Annotated in this window: 10 protein-coding genes; 4 read left to right on the top strand and 6 right to left on the bottom strand. The window is 57.3% G+C overall.

Features of this window, described 5'->3' with window-relative positions:
- Positions 1-12: 12 nt before the first annotated feature.
- The 4 genes from ACR0LW_RS07440 to ACR0LW_RS07425 form a co-directional block, all read right to left on the bottom strand.
- A complete protein-coding gene (locus ACR0LW_RS07440) occupies positions 13-1,779 on the bottom strand; it encodes a polysaccharide biosynthesis tyrosine autokinase (RefSeq protein WP_170453782.1) in 1,767 nt (588 codons plus the stop codon).
- Positions 1,780-1,985: 206 nt separating this feature from the next.
- The gene (locus ACR0LW_RS07435; RefSeq protein WP_480882095.1) at positions 1,986-3,152 is read right to left on the bottom strand and encodes a glycosyltransferase; all 1,167 of its coding nucleotides are present in this window, start codon (positions 3,150-3,152) and stop codon (positions 1,986-1,988) included.
- A 267-nt stretch (positions 3,153-3,419) separates the two neighbouring features.
- A complete protein-coding gene (locus tag ACR0LW_RS07430) occupies positions 3,420-4,829 on the bottom strand; it encodes a GDSL-type esterase/lipase family protein (RefSeq protein ID WP_480882094.1) in 1,410 nt (469 codons plus the stop codon).
- A gap of 201 nt (positions 4,830-5,030) precedes the next feature.
- Positions 5,031-7,244 carry an NADP-dependent isocitrate dehydrogenase gene (locus tag ACR0LW_RS07425; protein ID WP_480882093.1) on the bottom strand — a complete coding sequence of 738 codons (2,214 nt, stop codon included), beginning with the start codon at positions 7,242-7,244 and terminating at the stop codon, positions 5,031-5,033.
- A gap of 314 nt (positions 7,245-7,558) precedes the next feature.
- Between ACR0LW_RS07425 and ACR0LW_RS07420 the strand changes: the two genes are divergently transcribed.
- On the top strand, positions 7,559-8,101 hold the full coding sequence (locus tag ACR0LW_RS07420) for a hypothetical protein (protein WP_480882092.1): 543 nt from the start codon (positions 7,559-7,561) through the stop codon (positions 8,099-8,101).
- Positions 8,102-8,126: 25 nt separating this feature from the next.
- Here the strand turns inward: ACR0LW_RS07420 and ACR0LW_RS07415 are convergent, their stop codons facing one another.
- Together ACR0LW_RS07415 and ACR0LW_RS07410 are read right to left on the bottom strand one after the other, a co-directional pair.
- A complete protein-coding gene (locus tag ACR0LW_RS07415; protein WP_480882091.1) occupies positions 8,127-9,188 on the bottom strand; it encodes an ABC transporter ATP-binding protein in 1,062 nt (353 codons plus the stop codon).
- The gene (locus ACR0LW_RS07410; RefSeq protein WP_480882090.1) at positions 9,185-9,991 is read right to left on the bottom strand and encodes an IclR family transcriptional regulator; all 807 of its coding nucleotides are present in this window, start codon (positions 9,989-9,991) and stop codon (positions 9,185-9,187) included. Before ACR0LW_RS07410 ends, ACR0LW_RS07415 begins: the two co-directional genes overlap by 4 nt.
- A 142-nt stretch (positions 9,992-10,133) precedes the next feature.
- Here ACR0LW_RS07410 and ACR0LW_RS07405 point away from each other — a divergent pair, with 142 nt between their 5' ends.
- From ACR0LW_RS07405 to ACR0LW_RS07395, 3 genes are all read left to right on the top strand, one after another.
- On the top strand, positions 10,134-11,393 hold the full coding sequence (locus ACR0LW_RS07405) for an ABC transporter substrate-binding protein (protein ID WP_480882089.1): 1,260 nt from the start codon (positions 10,134-10,136) through the stop codon (positions 11,391-11,393).
- Positions 11,394-11,482: 89 nt separating this feature from the next.
- Complete coding sequence (locus ACR0LW_RS07400) at positions 11,483-12,409, top strand: carbohydrate ABC transporter permease (protein WP_170522817.1); 927 nt, start codon at positions 11,483-11,485, stop codon at positions 12,407-12,409.
- A gap of 1 nt (position 12,410) precedes the next feature.
- Positions 12,411-13,259 (top strand): carbohydrate ABC transporter permease, encoded by an 849-nt coding sequence (locus tag ACR0LW_RS07395; RefSeq protein ID WP_170453790.1) that lies wholly within the window; start codon positions 12,411-12,413, stop codon positions 13,257-13,259.
- Positions 13,260-13,274: the final 15 nt, after the last annotated feature.

The raw sequence follows: 13,274 nt of genomic DNA, 5'->3' as shown, positions 1-13,274 counted from the left end.
CGCGCAATCAGCTTAGTAGTAGCCTGACTTATTGTAGGAATAATAGTCGGCGCCACCGCCATAACCATATCTCCTGTGCTTGCGGGTGTTCACGTCGTTGATAATTGTTCCCGTGACGTCAATTCCGTTACGCTCCAGCTTGTCCACGGTGTCACGCAGGACGGCCTCGCTGGTATTGCCCCAACGCACAACGATCAGGGTTTTGTCGACAAGGTCGCCCAGCCGGCACGCATCATGCACGATCAGAGTTGGCGGAGTGTCCACGATCACCAGATCGAAATGCTTGCGCAGCTTGGTGTTCAGGCGTTTGAGCGTGCTTTTTGCATTGGCCGGCGACTGATCGTCCAGCATGTGCAGCGACAGAAGGTGGAACGCAGTCTCGCCGTTGACGACAACCGGCTGAGGCACGACTTTGTCTGCCAAAACATCCGCGGCACTGGCCGGTTTTGCATCCGATCCAACAAGCTTGGTCGCGCCTCTTTTGTGGTTGTCCAGATCAAGGACCAGAACTTTCATCTGCTCTTTTGCAGCGGCCGCAGCGATGGAAACGGCGACCGTGGATTTACCTTCGCCGGGAAGGCCGGATGTGATCATGACGATCTTGCCATCCGTGACCAGATTGAACCAAAGCGTCAGGAACCCGCGCAGCGCCTGAAAGAAGGACGGCGTCGCGTCGCCCTCAAGGAACCAGGACGACGTATTCTCGCGACTGAAAAATGTGCGTTCCTTGATGCTTGGCAGGAACCCAAAATTCGCAAGGCCGGAAATTCGGGCGGTCTGGCGTTCGCTCCAAAGACGGTAGTTCAGGCCTTCCAGCAACAGCGCTGCGATAAAGGCCAAGGCCAGACCGGCAACACCGCTGACCGCAACCGCAACACGCGGGTTTGGCCAATACGGCTCAACAGGAATGCGCGCGAATGAGACCTGACGCGCGCCTTGACCGGCAAACTCCAACTGTGTCTCAAGCTCATTCAGCTTTTCGATTGAGTTCTGATACCTGAGGCGCAGCAGTTCAATCGACCGCTCCATCCGCATCAAGGCCAGCTCTGAGCGTGTGCGTTCATGCAGCGCCACCTGAATCTCGGCCAGTTCCTTCGCCACACGGTCGGATTCGTCTTTCAGCGCCTCGTCGTCCTTGACGGCATCATAGATCGAAGACAGACGGTCGTTCTCGGCACGCAACCTGTCAGGCAGGGTCAAATCATCCAGTTTGTTTTGCCGAATGAACGCCGCCAGTTGCAGTTCGGATTGCGAGAGTTCTTCGCCCAATTCACTGACCCGCGTCCGCAGGAAGGTGATGGAGTCCGAAATCAACTCGGTCCGCTTCAGCTTTGACCTTAGGATGTAGGTCTCGGCAACGGTGTTCGAGAATTTGGCGGCCAGAAGCGGGTCGTTGGATGTTGCGATAATCTCGATGGCCAGGCTTTCGCCCCGGCGAACCACCTTGTAGGACCCCAGCGTTTTGTCGATGACCTTTTCTCTGCGATCTGCTGTTGAGCCGGGCGTTCCAGGGTCTGCATATGGCACAAAGGTCGGATCATTGAACAATGACATTGCTTCGGCCACATCCGCCGCAAACTCGCGGGACCGCAGAATATCCATCTCGGTTTCGATAACCGCGCGGGTCAGTTCAAAGGTTTCCAGTTCAACCTCGGTCGCGCTGACCCGGGTCTCGAGCATCGTCATGACAACGGTTGAAACTGTGCGGTAGCGTGGCTCGAGCAGGCGAACCGCCAGGAATGTAATCCCGACGACCACCGCAACAATGGCCAGCATCATTGGCATATGTCTTCGCACAATGTGCGAAACGCCATCTAATCCGACGCGACCTTCACTTTGCGACACAACTGTATGTTCAATTCTCTCTTGAACCGTCATATTCAAACCCTTTTACCGCAATAGCGGTACACTCACTCTTAAAACTTCCGGGGCTCGAACGTGCATTTGCCGAAAAACCGAGCCCGCCAGCCTGAGTTCACACAAACCTAGGCAGACTTCGACAAACCACTATTGCTCGACGCCTTAACATACATCGCCTTAAGATAGGCATCCTCGTGCAACTGTATATACCTCTCGGCAGAAAATTCCGACTTAATTCTTTCACGGGCCAGTTGGCCCAACTCCGCGCGCTTGTCCGGTCCCGCATCCAGAAGTTGCGCCACGGCCCCGGCCTGAGCGTCCGGATCAGCCGGTGGAACGACAAGCCCGGAGTTGCCGACAAGAAAGCCGCTGTCACCCACATCCGTTACGACGCAGGGAACCTGGCATGCCATTGCCTCGGCCACCGCCAGTGGGAAGGCTTCGCCCCAGGCTGAGGACAGCAGAAAAATATCGAGACCCGGCACCAGTTTTTCCACATCGGGTCGGCCTTCGAAGGCGCTGACCCTATCGCTGATGCCCAAAGCGTTGGCCTCGGCCACCGCAGGGCTTGTCGTGGTGCCCTGCCCAAAGATCACCGCATGCACATCGTAGCCGGATTCAAGCAGCTTTGCCGTTGCCCTGACCATCGAAACATGATCCTTCATCGGATGGCTGCGGGCAAAATTGCCGACAAAAAACCTGCCGTCATTCACGCCGCACAGATCCTCAAGCCGCTTGCGCGCCGCATCGTCCGGGCGAAACATATTGGTGTCGATCGCATTGGGGATAAGCGCCGAATTCGCGCCCGAGAACCCAATAGCCTCGTGCTGTTTGCGCGATACGTCCGAACAATAGGTAATCTGCCCGGCGAAGCCTGACAGTTTGGCCAGCGCGCGTATCAGAATGCGGTTTGAGCATTTCTCGTTCTGAATGTCCTGCAAGGAATGGTGCACCGCCCAGACAAGCCCGGGTTTCGAAGTGATGCGCCCGGCAATTGCGGCCCAGGCCGCCATGCATCCGTGATACATCCATCCATGCACGACGTCCGGAGCGTGTTCCCTGACCGCACGGCGCAGGTTCACCAGCGAGCCCGGCGTCACCTGCCCTTCCCGCAAATTCAGCGAAGTGACATTGACCCCCAAAGAGCGGATCGGCTCTGCAATAACACCGTCACCCATCAACGAGACCACCGAATGATCGCGGGCGTCAGATCCCAACGCCGCTAAATATCTTTGCAACATAATTTGGGCACCCCCAACATTGGTGCCCGTAATCACATGAACAACTTTCATTAAAAATACCTGCTACAAATCAAACAACGGAACAATGATGTAGTTCACAATTCTAAAGAATGAGCCTGCGAAGTCTTGGATTGCCACTTGTTTGTGACGGAAAGTGCGGTTTCCAGATTATTGTTGAAGAAATAGCTTCAATCATTTCGAATCTACTTTGATCGTCAGCTTCACCTATCTGAACTTACATCGACTAGAAATTGACAATTAATTACAAATACTTAAAACGTTATGTGCGCTTCCATAAGCGGCACCGTCACCAATGACTCAGTTCATAAACCCCCTTTGCTGCAATCCTGCTGCGATGGCCCCGGCCGCCAGCGACGCCCCGGCCGGGCTGAAATGCGCGTCTGACGCGTACAAATCCTTTGGCCTGGGATGCGCTTCAAACTGATCTGTCAGGTCGATCACCGCCAGCCCAACCTCGTCGGCGGCGCTTTGAACCAAGTCTCTGAGCGGGTCGTGCAGGAAGTCCTGCGATATCAAACCACTAAAACGATCGACCGGGGGCACGAAGACGATAACAAGCTCGCCCCCCCATTGCGCCACTATCTCCTCAGCGCGGCTGAGAACATCCTTGTACTCGGGTTGTGGCGCGACCGCCTGCGGGTAGTGAAGCCCCAACAGCTTGGCAGTTTTTTGCAAGGCAAGGAAATTTCGAACAACACGTCTGGATTGGAAATAGTGGCTCAGGGACAAGTCCATGCTGCCCCACTGGTGATCAATCTGATCTGTCAGCGTTGCAAGCTGTTGATCCGATTTGGCGACAGGCCCGAAATCCACCCCGTCTTCCAGAGCTTGTGCAAGCCACGGCATTGTCAGTTCGCGGTTCAGGTTTCGCCAGTCATTGCCTGCAAAGAACACCATTATCGTCAAATCCGGCTCAAAGGCCGGGCCATAGCGCCCCAAAACCGCTAGTTCGAACAAGGGCCCGGCGCTGCGGTGCCCCAGATTCAACAAGTTGGGAGAATAGGCGCGCAGCTGGTCCGCAAGGTGTTCACCATCTTGCAAACAGAACCCCTCAACAAACGAGTCCCCCAGCACCAACACCTCAATGTCGCCATCATAGACAGAGTCGGGATTTCGGAACCCTAACCTGTCGGGCTCATACGTGACCGGCTGGCCATCCAGCGAACACAGAAACATCTGGTTCTTGGGCTGCGGTGCCAAAACCGCCTTGCTCAACTGTTTGAGTTCCACCGCGTTGTTGACGCTTTTCAACGTCGCAGCGGGCGGTAGGTTTTGCAGATACGGTGCCAGATCAACATCGTCCTTCACAATGCCGACCGACCCCAATTCGCCTTGTAGAGATTTGACGCTGATATAGCCTTCGAACAGAAATAGCGTCGCCAACAAGGTGGACATGCAAATCCCGACCATCAGCCGTGTGTCGCGTCGTGTGAACACTGCGGCAAGCACCAAAAACAGGCCCAATGCAGCCGGAACCAGAACATAGCGCAGCAACCGTGCGGTGCCGGCGGCGTATTCGGCGAAGTTGACCAGCGCGTAAGCCGACGTGGCAAAAAAGTACAATGCCGGGATCAAGCACAGAATCCGGCCTAACCGTTCGCCACGCCCAACGCTGTCCAAATGATCGCTCCCGTTCATGTAGAAACTCTGCCCTTGGCCCAGCGACCGAGGCGCATGGGCGTTAAGTCTCTGATAATCTGCACGCATTCCTGAAATGCAAGACAAGTCGTTCAAGCTTGTTCAACGGCTGCGTGAGTGTTGCCAAACTGAACCTTGAGTTGTGCTTTTTCCTTAAATCTTAATTAATTTGGAAACGAAAAACAAAGGGCAGGCCGATAAAGGCCCACCCTCTTTGGTTTTGCTCGATCAGTGACCGGGCCGAAGCACGGTTATCCGGTCGGTTTTGGTTTAGCCGATGATCGCGTTGAGTGTTGCGCTGGGGCGCATCACGGCAGCGGTTTTTGTCGGGTCGGTGTGATAGTAACCGCCCAAGTCAGCCGCTGCGCCTTGCGCGTTGGCCAATTCGCTAAGGATTTGCTCCTCCTTCGCTGCCAGGTCTGCCGCGATGGGTGCGAACTCTGCCGCCAGTTCCGCATCGTCCGACTGCGCGGCCAGTGCTTCGGCCCAGTAGCGAGCAAACCAATAGTGGCTGTCGCGGTTGTCGGGCTGGCCGACCTTGCGGCTGGGCGAGCGGTTGTTGTCCAGAATGCCCTGCGTCGCGGCCTCGGCTGCGGCACCCAGAACACCCGCCTTGGCGTTGCCCTTGCTGTCGGCCAGGAAGTTCAGGGATTCACCCAGCGCGCAGAATTCACCCATCGAGTCCCAGCGCAGGTGGTTTTCCTCAACCAACTGCTGCACGTGTTTCGGGGCCGAGCCGCCCGCGCCGGTCTCAAACAGACCGCCGCCATTCATCAGCTTGACGATGGACAGCATCTTGGCCGAGGTGCCCAGTTCCAGGATCGGGAACAGGTCGGTCAGGTAGTCGCGCAGCACGTTGCCGGTGATGGCAATCGAGTCATTGCCTGCCGTGATGGTTTCCAACGACTGGCGGGTCGCCTCGCGTGGGGCCATGATCTGAAACTTGTCGGCAACGCCTGCGGCCTCAAGCACGGGCGTCACGTATTTGATCAGCTCGGCGTCATGGGCGCGGTTTGCGTCGAGCCAAAAGATCGCCTCGGACCCGGTCAGGCGCTGACGATCCATCGCCAGTTGGATCCAGTTCTCGATGGGGGCCTTCTTGACGGTGCAGGACCGCCAGATGTCGCCTTGTTCCACATCATGCGAATGCAGCGTCTCGCCATTGGCCAGAACGATGCGGATGGTGCCATCAGCAGGGGCCTGGAATGTGGTCGGGTGCGAGCCATATTCTTCGGCCTTTTGTGCCATCAGGCCGACGTTTGCGACCGCACCGGCAGTGGCCGGGTTTAGCGCGCCGTTGGTTTTGAAGAACTTGATGGATTCATCGTAAACCGACGCATAGCAGCGGTCGGGGATCACGCAGTTGGTGTCGCCCTTGGCACCGGTCTCGTCCCAGCCCTTGCCGCCCGCGCGGATCACGGCGGGCATCGAGGCGTCGATGATCACGTCCGACGGAACGTGCAGGTTGGTGATGCCTTTGTCGCTGTCGACCATATACATGGACGGGCGGTCGCCCTTGATCGCGTCAATGGCCGCCATGATGTCGGCGTTGCCCTGAACACGCTCCAGCAGATCACCAAGGCCTGAGTTCGGGTTCACGCCCAACGCGTCCAGCTCGGCACCGAATTTTTCGAACACCGGGGCCAGCCACGCCTTGACCGCATAACCAAAGATGATCGGGTCACTGACCTTCATCATCGTGGCCTTCATGTGCAGCGAGAACATGGTGCCGTCTGTCTTGGTGTCCTCGATCGCGTCCGCCAAGAACGCGGACAGCGCCTTGACCGACATGAACGTCGCGTCGGCCACGGTGCCCTCAGCCAGCGGCCAGCCGTCTTTCAGAACGGTCACGCTGTCGTCTTTTCCCACGAACTCGATCTTGGCATCACCGGCTTGTGCCGCAGTAATGGTCGCCGATTTCTCGTTTGCGTAGAAATCGTTACCCGGCATCGACGACACTTTGGTTTTGCTGTCCGATGACCACTCACCCATCGAATGCGGGTTCTTCTGGGCATAGTTCTTCACCGCCCGCGCCGCGCGGCGGTCGCTGTTGCCTTCGCGCAGAACCGGGTTCACGGCCGAGCCTTTGATCGCGTCATAGCGCGCGCGGATCGCCTTTTCCTCATCGGTCGAGGGTTCTTCGGGGTAGTTCGGAATGTCATAGCCCTGCGATTGCAGTTCCTCGATGGCCGCCACAAGCTGGGGCACCGAGGCCGAGATGTTCGGCAGTTTGATCACATTGGCATCCGGTGTCTTCACCAACTCACCCAGAGCGGCCAGATCATCGGTGATGCGCTGCGCGTCTGTCAGGTTTTCCGGGAAGGTTGCCAGAATACGGCCCGCCAGCGAAATATCCTTGGTGCCAACACTGACACCCGCCGCCGAGGCGAACTTGCGAATGATGGGCAGAAACGACGCGCTGGCCAGTTCAGGCGCTTCGTCTACAATGGTATACAATATGTCGAAGTTCGATTTATCTGCCATATTCTTTTACCTTTTTTAAGCCTTTCGGGGCGTGCGATCCAAGAGTTGGGGCCACATCAGCGTGGCGCGGTAGGGGCAGACCAATACTATCGCCCCTGGGTGACTCTGTTTTGACAGGGCCTCCCATAAATGAGGTTTGGATTGGAATCAATCACCCATGGGCGCGCGTTTTGCCACGGGTGGCAGGATCTCGCAAAAACCGGCGCAGCTCAATGAATCAGCCCAAGATTGAGCCGGCGGATACCCGTGTGATTTTCTGGCAATGACGTGGTATCCTTCCAAGATTGGAAAACGCATTGAACGGGAGATTTAAGATGGAAGAGTTGGAACAGGAAGTCGTGGAAATTGAAGAGAGTTTTCGCCGTTCCGCAACTGAACTGCACCGAGAATTGGAACCCGAAAGCCCTGAAACCGCAGGAAATGCCTTGAATGAGTTTGACGAAGCCGACGATTTGAACGCGATCAGAGATCGCATCAACCAGTTGATAGAACTTATTCTTGCAAGGCTCGCGAATTTGAGGGTCCAGTTGCGTGAAGGCGACGGCACTCAGGTCAATAACGAGATTCTTGCGCTTCAAGCCCTTCTGACGCGGCTCTTGGACCTTGCCAATCAGGTCGATATGAAAATCAGTCTGATGACAGCACGCCAAGTTCAGCAAAATCCCGGCTTTGCCCAGATCGGCCAGAGGATAAAAGACAAGCTCAAAGTTGTGATAAACTGGCTCAAGTCGATCTGTGGGCGCCTGTGGCAGTTGCTCAGCCGCTTGATGACGCCGAAAGAATGGAAGCTGTCCGGTAAAGTTGGAACCGGGGTATTCAACCTTGCCGACGTCGGAATCGAAATCACGTTTGGATAGGCTAGGCGCCGGGTCGCGCAACGAACTACGGGCGAAACCGCTGACCTGTCTCAGGATCAAACACCATCGCACGTTCGGGCTGGACCGAGATGCCGATGCGCTCGCCCGTTGTGCTGCGCTGGTCGTCGCGTTCCTCGACGATCAGTTTGTCGCCATTGGGTGTCAGCAGATAGGAGTACGACACCCCACCCAGTGCTTCGGTCAGATCAACCGTGCAGGTTTCGGCAGAGCGGTCGATCTGGATGTGTTCGGGGCGCATGCCCAAGGTGACCTTGGACAGACCAGCAGGAACCGAGGCGGAAACCGGCAAGGGCTGGCTAAGTGCGGGGTGCGTGACATGGCCGTCGGCATAGTCGCAGTCCAGGAAATTCATTGCGGGCGAGCCGATGAAACCGGCAACAAAGCGGTTATCAGGATCGCGGTACAGGTCCATGGGGGCACCCACCTGCTCGATCCGGCCATCGCGCAGAACGACGATCTTGTCGGCCATTGTCATCGCCTCGACCTGATCGTGGGTTACGTAGATCATCGTCGCGCCGATTTCCTGATGCAGACGGGCGATTTCGACCCGCATTTCGACCCGCAATTCGGCGTCGAGGTTCGACAGCGGTTCGTCAAACAGAAACACCTCGGGGCCGCGCACGATCGCACGACCGATGGCAACGCGCTGACGCTGCCCGCCGGACAGGGCCTTGGGTTTGCGTTTCAGGTATTGATCCAGCTTCAGGATGTTCGAGGCTTCCTGAACCTTCTTGTCGATCTCACCCTTGGCCACGCCGTTCATGCGCAGCCCAAAGCCCATATTCTCGGCCACAGTCATATGCGGATAGAGCGCGTAGGTCTGAAACACCATTGCCACGCCGCGCTTGGCTGGGTCCATATGGGTCACCTCGCGCGCGCCGATATGGATTTGGCCTTCGGATGTTTCCTCAAGCCCAGCGATCATCCGCAACAGCGTGGACTTGCCGCAGCCCGAGGGGCCGACGAACACGCAGAATTCGCCATCTTCGATCTGCAGATCAATGCCGTGAATGACCTGAGTCTGGCCATACCGCTTGATCGCCTGGTTCAGAGTTACACCTGTCATGTCCCTTGCATCCTATCGCTATAGGCATCCCGGCGGGTTTCGGGGAACCGCCACGCCTGCGCCTCGGCCCCGATCTGTTCGGCCACGCGCCGAACCCGGGGAACCCAGGCTTCCAATTGCTCAAAATTCATTCGATCTGTTGAACCGGTCACGGAAATCGCGCCCAGCATCCGCCCGCCCGAGGTCAAAATCGGGCAAGCGATACAGATAATGCCGGGCTCGTGTTCTTCGTCATCCACGGCGAAACCGCGCTGGCGGATCAGGTCTAGATCAGCCCGCAGCGCCTGCTCGGACGCAAGCGTTTTGTCCGTGAAACGGTGATAGCTTTGCTGCGACACCGCTTTGTTCAGCGCTTCGTTGTCCAGAAAGGCCATCATCGCCTTGCCGACGCCCGTGCAATAGGCCGGTCCAACCTTGCCGGCCTGCGAATACATCTCGACCGGCTGCGCGGCGTTGCGCTTGTCGACATACAGGACCTGACTGGAATCAAGCTGCGCCAGATGCACCGTCTCGCCCGTTTCCTGGCTGAGCGCATCCAAAAACGGCCGCGCAATCGGGGCCAGAGAGCTTTGGGTCCAGGCGGTATGTGCCAACCGCACCAGCCGCAAACCGGGGGTATATGTCTGACGCTCGGGCTCATACGACAGCATGCCTTGATTGGTCAGGGTTTGCAGAAACCGATACAGTGTCGCCTTGGGAAAGGTGCTGCGGTCCAGCAATTCCGCAAACCGCACGGGGCGCCCGAACGACGCCACCTGATCCAGCACATCACATGCTTTGCCTATTGTTCCGTCACCAGCCACGGGTGCCTGTTCTCCTCCGTTTGACCGCCGCCATCCTCATCAGGGTCTTGACAAGACTAGCCGAGTCGATGTGTAGTTTTCAATATATAAAACTAGGTTTCAATATTTGGAACTACAAAATGGAAGCTTAAGGGAGGAAACCATGCATTCCATGTTCAAGCGCACTGCGGCTGCTTTGGCGGCCAGTGTGGCACTTGCCGCGCCTGTTGCGGCCGAGTTGACCGGTGAACTGCGAATCTTCCTCGATACATCGAACCCGGCGCCGCGCGCGACGATGGAAGCGATGATCGAGCGGTTCGGAGAGCAGCACCCGGGGCTGGAGATCGAGACCACCGTGATCGACCGCGAAGCCTACAAGACCCAGATCCGCAACTTCCTGACGGCGGATACGCCTGATGTGGCCACCTGGTACGCGGCCAACCGGATGAAACCTTATGTCGAGGCGGGTCTGTTTGAAGATGTCTCGGACCTGTGGGCCGAGCCTGAGATTGCCGAAAATCTGGCCTCGACCAAGGGCGCGATGACCATCGACGGCAAGCAGTGGGGCGTGCCCTATACCTACTACCAGTGGGGCGTTTACTATCGCAAAGACATCTTTGATGAACTGGGCCTGACCGAGCCGACCACCTGGGAAGAAGAACTGGCCAACTGTCAGAAGATCGTCGATTCCGGTCGTGCCTGCTATACCATCGGCACCAAGTTCCTGTGGACCGCCGGTGGCTGGTTCGACTACCTGAACATGCGCACCAACGGCTTCGACTTCCACAACCAGCTCGCCAATGGCGAGATCAGCTGGGAGGACGACCGGGTCAAGCAGACCTTCGCCAACTGGAAGCAGCTGATCGACATGGGTGCGTTCATCGACAACCACCAGACCTATAGCTGGCAAGAGGCCCTGCCCTTCATGGTCAATGGCGAGGCCACGGCCTATCTGATGGGTAACTTCGCCGTGGCTCCGCTGCGCGAGGCAGGCCTGACGGACGATCAACTGGACTTCTACCAGTTCGTCGCCATCAACCCCGATGTCGAACTGGCCGAAGATGCGCCAACCGACACGTTCCACATCCCTGCCAATGCCTCGAACAAGGAAGCCGCGCGTGAATTCCTGCGCTTTGTGGTTTCGGCGGATGAACAGACCGAGATCAACAACGGTGCAAACCTCGGGCAGCTGCCGGTGAACGCACAGTCTGCTGTGGATGATGACAAGTTCCTGCAGCAGGGCTTTACTATGCTGTCGTCGAACAGCCCGGGCGGCGTTGCCCAGTTCTGGGATCGTGACGCGCCTGCCGAAATGGCCAAGGTGTCGATGGAAGGCTTCCAGGAATTCATGGTCAAGCCGGACAATGCTGATCGTATCCTGGCCAAGCTGGAGCGCGCACGTCAGCGCATCTACGACAACTAAACGGACAGGGCCGGGCTGAAGCCCGGCCTACGCCAAACTGCAAATGTAAGGCGGGCATCAGCCCGCCACCCCTCAGCCGGAATGCCGCCATGACCATTGCCGCAGACGCCCCAGAACAGGAAAGCTGGTTCCACCGCAACCAACAGCGTATCGCGCCGTGGCTGTTTCTGGCCCCGGGTCTGCTGTTCTTTATGGTCTATGTGATCATCCCGGTTTTCCAGTCCTTCAACCTGTCGCTTTATGAATGGGACGGGCTGGGGGCTGCGGAATATGTGGGCTTCCGCAACTACGAGGACCTTTACTGGGAATGGGTTGATCGGGATGCGTTCTATATCTCGCTGAAAAACAACCTGATCTGGCTGCTCCTTTACTTGCTGGCCATCCCGGCGGGCCTGTTCATTGCGCTGTTCCTGAACCAGACGGTCTGGGGCATCCGCCTGTATAAATCGCTGTTCTTCTTTCCGTTTGTGATTTCTCAGGTCGTCGTCGGCCTCGTTTTCACATGGTTCTATGATCCGACCTTTGGCCTGCTGAACGAGTTCCTTGGCTTCTTTGGCATGGGCCCGCTCAACGTGCTGGGCGATGAGAGGTTCGTCACCTACGGCATCATCTTCGCGGGCCTTTGGCCGCAGACCGCGTACTGCATGATCCTCTACCTGACCGGCCTGAACGCCGTGGACCCCGAACAGATCGAGGCCGGACGGCTGGACGGTGCAAAAGGCGGGCGTATGCTGTGGCACATCATCCTGCCGCAACTGCGCCCGGCCACCTTTATCGCCTTCGTTGTCACCATCATCGGAGCGCTGCGGTCGTTCGACTTGATTTCGATCATGACCCAAGGGGGGCCGTTCGGGTCGTCCCGCGTGTTGGCCTATTATATGTTCGAGGTCGCCCTGTCCGAATACGGCTTCCGCATGGGATACGGCGCTGCCATCGCGGTGATCCTGTTCCTGATCATGCTCTGCTTCATCGCCTACTTCCTGTGGTCGATGTATCGCGAAGAAAGGGGGCACTGAGATGTTTCCCAAACCCATCGAAAAACAACCCCGCGCAGCGCAGATCACCTATCAGGCCATGTTGCCAGTCGCCCTTCTGTTGTGGCTGGGGCCGCTGCTGGCGGTCGCCTTGTTCTCGGTCAAGCCCGCTGCGGATTTTACCAATGCGAACTACTGGGGCATGCCGTCGAGCTTTGAAGGCGCGTTCAACTACGGCCAGGTCTTCTTCAACTCGGACATGCCGCGCTATCTGATGAACTCTTTCCTGATCACCATCCCAACGGTGATCGGATGTGTCGCGCTTAGCTGCATGACCGGGTTCGCGCTGGGGATTTACAAGTTCAAATCGAACCTCTGGATCTTCTTCATGTTTGTCGCGGGCAATTTCGTGCCGTTCCAGATTCTGATGGTTCCCGTACGCGACCTGACGCTGGAATTAGGTCTCTACAACACCAAAACCGGGCTGGTCTTGTTCCACATCGCGTTTCAAACCGGATTCTGTACCCTGTTCATGCGCAATTTCATCCGCGCCCTGCCTTTTGAACTGATCGAGGCTGCGCGGGTCGAGGGTATCAGCGAATGGCGTATCTTCTGGTACGTGGTTCTGCCGCTGATGAAGCCTGCGATCGCGGCGCTCAGCGTGTTGATCTTCACCTTTATCTGGAACGACTATTTTTGGGCCGTGGTCCTGACCCAGGGCGCAGAAAGCCAGCCTGTCACCGCAGGCATCACCAGTTTCAACGCGCAATTCCGCGCCGCCTATCAATTGATGAGTGCCGGTTCCATCGTCGCGGCCCTGCCGCCGGTGGCCATGTTCTTCCTGATGCAGAAACACTTCATCGCGGGCCTGACCCTCGGTGCCGTAAAATAACGTCAAACCAAAGGT

This window comes from Ruegeria sp. N4 (genome assembly GCF_056531425.1).
The sequence above is the reverse complement of the archived record's forward strand: the minus strand, read 5'-3'. Positions and strand labels throughout refer to the sequence as shown.

Coding starts and splice junctions, on each gene's coding strand:
- ACR0LW_RS07440 (WP_170453782.1), bottom strand. CDS start 1,779: ATGATGCTGGCCATTGTTGCGGTGGTCGTCGGGATTACATTCCTGGCG.
- ACR0LW_RS07435 (WP_480882095.1), bottom strand. CDS start 3,152: ATGAAAGTTGTTCATGTGATTACGGGCACCAATGTTGGGGGTGCCCAA.
- ACR0LW_RS07430 (WP_480882094.1), bottom strand. CDS start 4,829: ATGCGTGCAGATTATCAGAGACTTAACGCCCATGCGCCTCGGTCGCTG.
- ACR0LW_RS07425 (WP_480882093.1), bottom strand. CDS start 7,244: ATGGCAGATAAATCGAACTTCGACATATTGTATACCATTGTAGACGAA.
- ACR0LW_RS07420 (WP_480882092.1), top strand. CDS start 7,559: ATGGAAGAGTTGGAACAGGAAGTCGTGGAAATTGAAGAGAGTTTTCGC.
- ACR0LW_RS07415 (WP_480882091.1), bottom strand. CDS start 9,188: ATGACAGGTGTAACTCTGAACCAGGCGATCAAGCGGTATGGCCAGACT.
- ACR0LW_RS07405 (WP_480882089.1), top strand. CDS start 10,134: ATGCATTCCATGTTCAAGCGCACTGCGGCTGCTTTGGCGGCCAGTGTG.
- ACR0LW_RS07400 (WP_170522817.1), top strand. CDS start 11,483: ATGACCATTGCCGCAGACGCCCCAGAACAGGAAAGCTGGTTCCACCGC.
- ACR0LW_RS07395 (WP_170453790.1), top strand. CDS start 12,411: ATGTTTCCCAAACCCATCGAAAAACAACCCCGCGCAGCGCAGATCACC.